This is a genomic window from Streptomyces canus 299MFChir4.1 (assembly GCF_000383615.1).
GTDB lineage: Bacteria > Actinomycetota > Actinomycetes > Streptomycetales > Streptomycetaceae > Streptomyces > Streptomyces canus_C.
Window position 1 is genome coordinate 189,191 of the sequence record NZ_KB911584.1, and the last position, 6,000, is coordinate 195,190.

The 6,000-nt window shown below is 71.3% G+C and carries 8 protein-coding genes and 2 tRNA genes; 5 read left to right on the forward strand and 5 right to left on the reverse strand.

Features of this window, described 5'->3' with window-relative positions:
* Positions 1-37: 37 nt before the first annotated feature.
* Both H293_RS0108810 and H293_RS0108815 read left to right on the forward strand, forming a co-directional pair.
* The gene (locus H293_RS0108810) at positions 38-451 is read left to right on the forward strand and encodes an SsgA family sporulation/cell division regulator (protein ID WP_004002642.1); all 414 of its coding nucleotides are present in this window, start codon (positions 38-40) and stop codon (positions 449-451) included.
* A 209-nt stretch (positions 452-660) separates the two neighbouring features.
* Positions 661-1,221, forward strand: coding sequence for a CGNR zinc finger domain-containing protein (locus tag H293_RS0108815; protein ID WP_020117508.1), 561 nt, complete (start codon positions 661-663; stop codon positions 1,219-1,221).
* 61 nt (positions 1,222-1,282) lie between these two features.
* Here the strand turns inward: H293_RS0108815 and H293_RS59120 are convergent, their stop codons facing one another.
* Positions 1,283-1,435 carry a hypothetical protein gene (locus H293_RS59120; protein WP_020117509.1) on the reverse strand — a complete coding sequence of 51 codons (153 nt, stop codon included), beginning with the start codon at positions 1,433-1,435 and terminating at the stop codon, positions 1,283-1,285.
* A gap of 156 nt (positions 1,436-1,591) precedes the next feature.
* Entirely contained in the window at positions 1,592-2,041 is a 450-nt protein-coding gene (locus H293_RS0108825) for a membrane protein (RefSeq protein WP_028807680.1), read from the reverse strand.
* Positions 2,042-2,284: 243 nt separating this feature from the next.
* Here H293_RS0108825 and H293_RS0108830 point away from each other — a divergent pair, with 243 nt between their 5' ends.
* A complete protein-coding gene (locus tag H293_RS0108830; RefSeq protein WP_020117511.1) occupies positions 2,285-2,821 on the forward strand; it encodes a DsbA family protein in 537 nt (178 codons plus the stop codon).
* A 6-nt stretch (positions 2,822-2,827) separates the two neighbouring features.
* Here H293_RS0108830 and H293_RS0108835 read toward each other — a convergent pair whose 3' ends face one another.
* The 3 genes from H293_RS0108835 to H293_RS0108845 are packed head-to-tail and all read right to left on the reverse strand — an operon-like array spanning position 2,828 to position 5,567.
* Positions 2,828-3,655 (reverse strand): GNAT family N-acetyltransferase, encoded by an 828-nt coding sequence (locus tag H293_RS0108835; RefSeq protein ID WP_020117512.1) that lies wholly within the window; start codon positions 3,653-3,655, stop codon positions 2,828-2,830.
* 50 nt (positions 3,656-3,705) lie between these two features.
* Positions 3,706-4,527 carry an aminotransferase class IV gene (locus tag H293_RS0108840; protein ID WP_020117513.1) on the reverse strand — a complete coding sequence of 274 codons (822 nt, stop codon included), beginning with the start codon at positions 4,525-4,527 and terminating at the stop codon, positions 3,706-3,708.
* On the reverse strand, positions 4,524-5,567 hold the full coding sequence (locus tag H293_RS0108845) for a chorismate-binding protein (protein ID WP_020117514.1): 1,044 nt from the start codon (positions 5,565-5,567) through the stop codon (positions 4,524-4,526). The genes H293_RS0108840 and H293_RS0108845 overlap by 4 nt, the downstream gene beginning before the upstream one ends.
* A gap of 178 nt (positions 5,568-5,745) precedes the next feature.
* Between H293_RS0108845 and H293_RS0108850 the strand changes: the two genes are divergently transcribed.
* Both H293_RS0108850 and H293_RS0108855 read left to right on the forward strand, forming a co-directional pair.
* A tRNA-Gly gene (locus tag H293_RS0108850) sits at positions 5,746-5,818 on the forward strand.
* Positions 5,819-5,857: 39 nt separating this feature from the next.
* Positions 5,858-5,931 (forward strand) — tRNA-Cys (locus H293_RS0108855).
* The last annotated feature ends 69 nt before the right edge of the window (positions 5,932-6,000 follow it).

The window sequence follows — 6,000 nt, forward strand, 5'->3', positions numbered from 1 at the left end:
TCCCCGAGCGCACACTGAGCGAAAGGCCCTGGCGCTTATGAACACCACGGTCAGCTGCGAGCTGCACCTGCGCCTCGTTGTGTCGAGCGAGTCCTCCCTGCCTGTCCCCGCAGGCCTGCGGTACGACACGGCCGACCCCTACGCCGTGCACGCCACCTTCCACACCGGAGCCGAGGAGACCGTCGAGTGGGTGTTCGCCCGCGACCTTCTCGCGGAGGGCCTCCACCGGCCCACCGGAACCGGCGACGTCCGAGTCTGGCCGTCGCGCAGCCACGGTCAGGGCGTCGTCTGCATCGCCCTGAGCTCCCCGGAGGGGGAGGCACTGCTCGAGGCCCCGGCGCGGGCCCTGGAGTCGTTCCTGAAGCGGACCGACGCCGCCGTGCCCCCGGGCACGGAACACCGTCACTTCGACCTGGATCAGGAGCTCTCGCACATCCTGGCGGAAAGCTAGGGCGAGGCCGCACAGAGCCGCCCGGCGCCGTCCACTCGGGGAGACGGCTCGGGCTGGTACAACCGCATAAGGAACGACAGGCGCCGTGGCTGCGGAGCGCTCCGCAGCCACGGCGCCTGTCGTGCGGCCCGTCACCGAGCACCGGCGAGCCACTACCATCGGCCAGCATCGGCGGGCGTTCGCCCGACCCCCAGGCCAGGGAGCGAATCGTGCTGATCACCCACGACACCCGGTGCGCCCTCGACACTGTGGTCGATCTGGTGAACACCGCACCGGAGGACGACGCGTCGCCGGACGCGCTGCCGGATGTCGGGGCGCTCGAGGATTTCGTACAAAACCACGAGATCAGTGATGTCGGGGTGCTGTCGGAGCTCGACCTGTCGGCGGTGCGCAAGATCCGCGGCCGGTTCGCCTCGGTCTTCGCCGCCCCGGACGCCCGGGCCGCCGCCGCGCTGATCAACGATCTGGTCGCGGCCGCGGGCACCACGCCCCGGCTCACGGATCACGACGGCTACGAGTGGCATGTGCACTACTTCGCGCCGGGGGCCTCCGTCGCCGACCACCTGGCGGCCGACTGCGGGATGGCGCTGGCGTTCTTCGTGGTGGCCGGCGAGCAGGAGCGGCTGCGGCGCTGCGAGGCGCCCGACTGCCGACGGGCCTTCGTCGACCTGTCCCGCAATCGCTCGCGGCGCTACTGCGACAGCCGGACCTGCGGAAACCGTCTGCATGTGGCCGCCTACCGGGCGCGGCGCAAGGAAGCCGCGGGCTGAGACCCGGGCACGGGTGTCGTCGTGGTCCCCGACGGGTGACGCCGGGGACCACGGGTACGGCTCAGAGCAGCAGCAGGTCGTGCAGCGCAGCCATGAGCAGGAGAGACCCGATCACCGCAAGGAAGATCATCAGCGGTGGCTGGGAAAGGGCGAAGAGGCATCCACGCGGCTCGTCCTGCGGCGGCGCGGTATCGCTCTGTTTCGTGTCCAGCATCTCGCGGCGATGATGGCGCAGTCGGCGCCCCCGACGCGATCAACACGCCCGGAATGACCGGGAGTTCGCCGGATTCCGTGATGTCCGTTTCGAGTCGTGATCACTTACGGACCGCCGCGGGTGCCACTGCGAACGTTTCAGTTCACCGTGCGACGTTCATATGCCGTGCTTCTTCAGGATGGCCTCGATGTCACTGAAGTCCTCCCCGGCGGACTCGGTGGCCCGGGACTTGCCCGCGGGACGGGTCGCCGGGGTGCGCGCTGCCGGGCCGATGGAGGGCGCCGAGGCCGTGGGGGCCACCGCCTCCCGCTGGGCGCCACGGGCCGCCTTGCGCTCCTTGCGGGTGCCGCCGCGGCGGCGCTCCACCGCGCGCGTGGTCGAGAACAGCACCCACGACAGGCCGAGCACGCCGAAGCCCGCCCAGGCGGTCGGGCTGAAGGCGGTGTCCGCGAGCCAGTCGACGACGCCCGTCATCACCAGACCGAGTGGGACGAGGGAGTAGGCGGCGATGCGGGTGGCCGCGAGGAAACGCTTCCGGTACGCGGTGACCGCCGCGATGCCCAGGCCGGCCGCGGCGACGGCGGAACAGACGGTCTCGGCAATCATCCGGTCCTCCAGGCGGGGCTCGATCGGCAACGTGCCGCTTCGTCCCTATCCATCCTGCACCTCCCGACCCCCACCGGGCCATGCCCCGGCAGGACATCAGGGACATCTCCGGGTCACCTCCTCCGCAGGTGCCGGTCGGCCTCGTACCGGTGACGCGGGCGGAGCCGTCGTGGGCGGGGCAGAGCCGTCGTGGACCGGCGGGGGCGATTCGGCCAGATGGGCCCGAGCTGGGAGACTGGGACCATGAGCGACCCCTCCCCCGCCCGTGCCGCCGCGCCCGTTCTCGATGTCTGGTGCGAGCTCCAGTGCCAGGACTGCCGTGACGCGCTGGACGACGTCCGGGCCCTGCGCGCCCGTTACGGCGACCGTCTGGAAATTCGGCTGCGGCACTTCCCGTTGGAGAAGCACAAGCACTCCTTCGCGGCCGCGCAGGCCGCCGAGGAGGCGCTGGAGCAGGGCAGGGGCTGGGAGTACGTCGAGGCCGTGCTCGGGCGCGTCGAGGAGCTGGACCGTGGGGGAGAACCCTTCCTGGTCCAGGTCGCCCGTGAACTGGGGCTCGACTCCGAGGAGTTCGACACCGCGCTGATCGACGGCCGGCACATCCTGATCGTGGACGCCGACCAGGCCGAGGGCAAGGCGATCGGCGTGAGCGGCACACCGACGTACGTCATCGACGGCGAGTGTCTCGACGGCGGCAAGAGCCAGGACGGGCTGCGCGCGCGGATCGAGGCGATCGCGGACCGGCTGCTCGCCGGGCAGGGCCGAGCCGGGCAGGAGTGAGCCGCCTCAGAGCAGGCTCTTGTACATCGAGTAACCCACCGTCACGTATCCCAGCGACTCGTACAGCCGCTCGGCCGGTGTGTTGCCCGCGAAGACGTTGAGACCCAGGACCCGTCTGCCGGACGCGATCGCCTGGGCCTCGGCCAGCAGCATCAGGGAACGGCCGTGCCCCCGGCCGCGGAAGGCCTCCTCCGTCTCGACGTCGTAGACCATGGCCTTGGCGTCGATGAACTCCACCCACAGCACCCCGACCCGGACGCCGTCGTGCTCCAGGACGCTGTACAGCGCCTCCGGCGTCGCAAGACCCCGCTGCACCAGCTTTTCGTGCTCCGTGCGCGACCGCGCCCTGGCCTCGGCCTCGGGCACCCCGCGGGTGCTCCAGTCGCCGGCGTACTCCGTGATGCCACGCTCCGCCCACAGCCGGAACTCGGCTTCCGTCATGGGCCTGCCCCGGCTGCCCGCGGGCAGTTCGGGCGCGTCGGCGCCGAGCGGCTTCTCCATGCCGCGGTTGCGGTGGACGTAGCCGAGCGTGGTGGCGAGCCGCAGCGCGGGCCCGGCGTCGGCGGGCACCCTGATCTCCAGTTGCCCGCAGCCCCAGCCCCGCGCCACCTCCTCGGCGGCGAGCGCGGCGACGGTGCCGCGGCCGCGCCTGCGGTCGGGCTCGTCGATCCGCAGGTCCCGGATCTGGGCGACGGCCGCTCCGAAGGCCGGGTGGGTCGCCAGGTGTATCGCTCCGACGGGACGGCTGTTCACGCACACCGTGTAGTGGCGGGACAGCGCCCCGTCGGCGCCGCGCTGGAGCGGCTCGGTCGGCCGCAGAGTGGTGGTCATCACCGGAGTTCTACCCTCTGCGGCACGCCGGGGCAGCTCAATATCCCGGGCCTTTACGGATCGAGGTCGTGCCCGGCCCGCTCCTGGAAGATCCGCATGGCCTTGGCGGTCACCGGGCCGGGCGCGCCCGGCAGTTCGCGCGCGTCGACGCGATGGACGGCCTGGACGTCCCGCAGGGTCGAGGTGAGGAAGATCTCGTCGGCCCGCTCCAGGACGTCCAGGGGCAGATCGGTCTCCTTGGCCCCGGTCCATTCCACGGTCAACGCGCGCGTGATGCCCGCGAGGCAGCCGGAGGCGAGCGGCGGAGTGTGGATCTCGCCGTCGAGCACGACGAAGACGTTCGATCCGGTGCCCTCGCACAGCTGTCCGACCGTGTTCGCGAACAGCGCCTCGGAAGCGTCGTCCGCACGCGCGCGTGCGAGTGCGACGACGTTCTCGGCGTACGAGGTGGTCTTCAGCCCGGTGAGCGCACCACGCTCGTTACGGGTCCACGGCACCGTGATCACGGCCGTGGACTCGGGGCGCGGGGCGGACTCGCCGAGGGCGACCACCAGGGTCGGCCCTTGCTCGCCCCGGTCGGATCCGAGGGGACCGTGACCACCGGTGTAGGTGATGCGCAGGCGGCCCAGCGGCATCGGATTCGCGTCGAGTACGGCGGCGCAGGCGCGGCGGACCTCGTCGTGATCGGGGTCGGGCAGCCCTAGTCCCCGCGCCGACAGGGTCAGCCGATCGAGATGCCGGGTGAGGGCGAAAAGACGGCCGTCCACCGCCTTCACGGTCTCGAAGATGCCGTCGCCCACGGTCAGCCCGTGGTCGAAGACGGAGACGCGGGCGGTCTCGATGTCCTGCAGCCCGCCGTCGAGCCAGATCTTCACGTAAGGGTCCCTCCACTCACCTCGTGCATCCCCGACGCTACCGCGAGCAGCCGGGATGCCTTCAGTTCGGTCTCCCGCCACTCCCCCTCGGGGTCGGACCCCCAGGTGATCCCGGCGCCGGTGCCGAAGCACAGCACTCCCTCGGCCCGGTCGATCCAGAAGGTGCGGATGCCGACGGCCAGCTCCCCGGTGCCCCGGTCGGCGTCGACCCAGCCGACGCCCCCGCAGTACGGCCCCCTGGGCGCGGTCTCCAGGGCGTCGATGATCCGCAGGGCGCTGGACTTGGGCGCGCCGGTGACCGAGCCGGGCGGGAAGGCGGCGCCGAACAGCTCGGCCCAGCCCGCGCCCTCGCGCAGCTCGCCCCGCACACTCGACACGAGGTGGACGAGACCGGGGTGCTTCTCCACGGCGCACAGGTCGGGAACGGTGACGGTGCCCGTGGCGCACACCCGCCCCAGGTCGTTGCGCACCAGGTCCACGATCATCACGTTCTCGGCGTAGTCCTTGGCCAGCAGGTCGTCCTCGGTCCGCCCGGTGCCCTTGATCGGCCCCGACTCCACCACCCGCCCCGCCCGGCGCAGGAACAGCTCGGGGCTCGCGGTGGCGATCTCCACCCCGTGTCCGGGCAGCCGGATCGTTCCTGCATACGGCGCCGGGTTGCCGCGGGCCAGCAGCGCGGTGAGCGCGTCCACGTCGGCGCCGGGTGCGAGGGGCGCGGTCAGGACACGGCAGAGGTTCGCCTGATAGACCTCGCCGGAGGCGATGTGCGCGCGAATCCGCCGTACGCCCTCCGTGTACGCGGCGCGATCCAACGACGACGTCCAGTCACCGACCCCCGGCCCCCGCCAGGCCCCCGGCAGCGGAGCGGGCACCGGCTCCTGGCGTACGTCGGCGAAGCGGGCGCAGGTCAGGCCGCCCTCGAAGTCCGCCGCGACCGCCCAGAAGCCGCCGGAGTCCAGGGCCGCGGGATCGCTGGTGACATCGAGGAGACCGGTGGCGACGCGGTCGCCGAAGCGGGCGAGAGGAGCGAGGTCGAGCACGCTGTCGAGTCTATGGCGGGTGTCCTGCGGGTGACCTGGCCATGTCCTTCCGGCCCACCTGACCACGTACGTCGACATACGCAACGCAGCACGCTGCGCAAACGCGTTTTTGTCCTGGCCCCGGAATCCGCTAGAGTTCAACTCGTCGCCGGGCCGCGAGAGCGGACCGAAACGACAAGCGGACGTAGCTCAGTTGGTAGAGCGCAACCTTGCCAAGGTTGAGGTCGCGAGTTCGAGCCTCGTCGTCCGCTCGATGGAACCAGGGGATCTTCCCGAGCCCCTGCACTCCTGGTGGAGTGGCCGAGAGGCGAGGCAACGGCCTGCAAAGCCGTCTACACGGGTTCAAATCCCGTCTCCACCTCCAAGGACGATTAGCTCAGCGGGAGAGCGCTTCCCTGACACGGAAGAGGTCACTGGTTCAATCCCAGTATCG

Excerpts from the sequence above, each read along its gene's own strand:
- H293_RS0108825 (WP_028807680.1), bottom strand. The coding sequence starts at position 2,041 with ATGATTGCCGAGACCGTCTGTTCCGCCGTCGCCGCGGCCGGCCTGGGC.
- H293_RS0108810 (WP_004002642.1), top strand. The coding sequence starts at position 38 with ATGAACACCACGGTCAGCTGCGAGCTGCACCTGCGCCTCGTTGTGTCG.
- H293_RS0108830 (WP_020117511.1), top strand. The coding sequence starts at position 2,285 with ATGAGCGACCCCTCCCCCGCCCGTGCCGCCGCGCCCGTTCTCGATGTC.
- H293_RS59120 (WP_020117509.1), bottom strand. The coding sequence starts at position 1,435 with ATGCTGGACACGAAACAGAGCGATACCGCGCCGCCGCAGGACGAGCCG.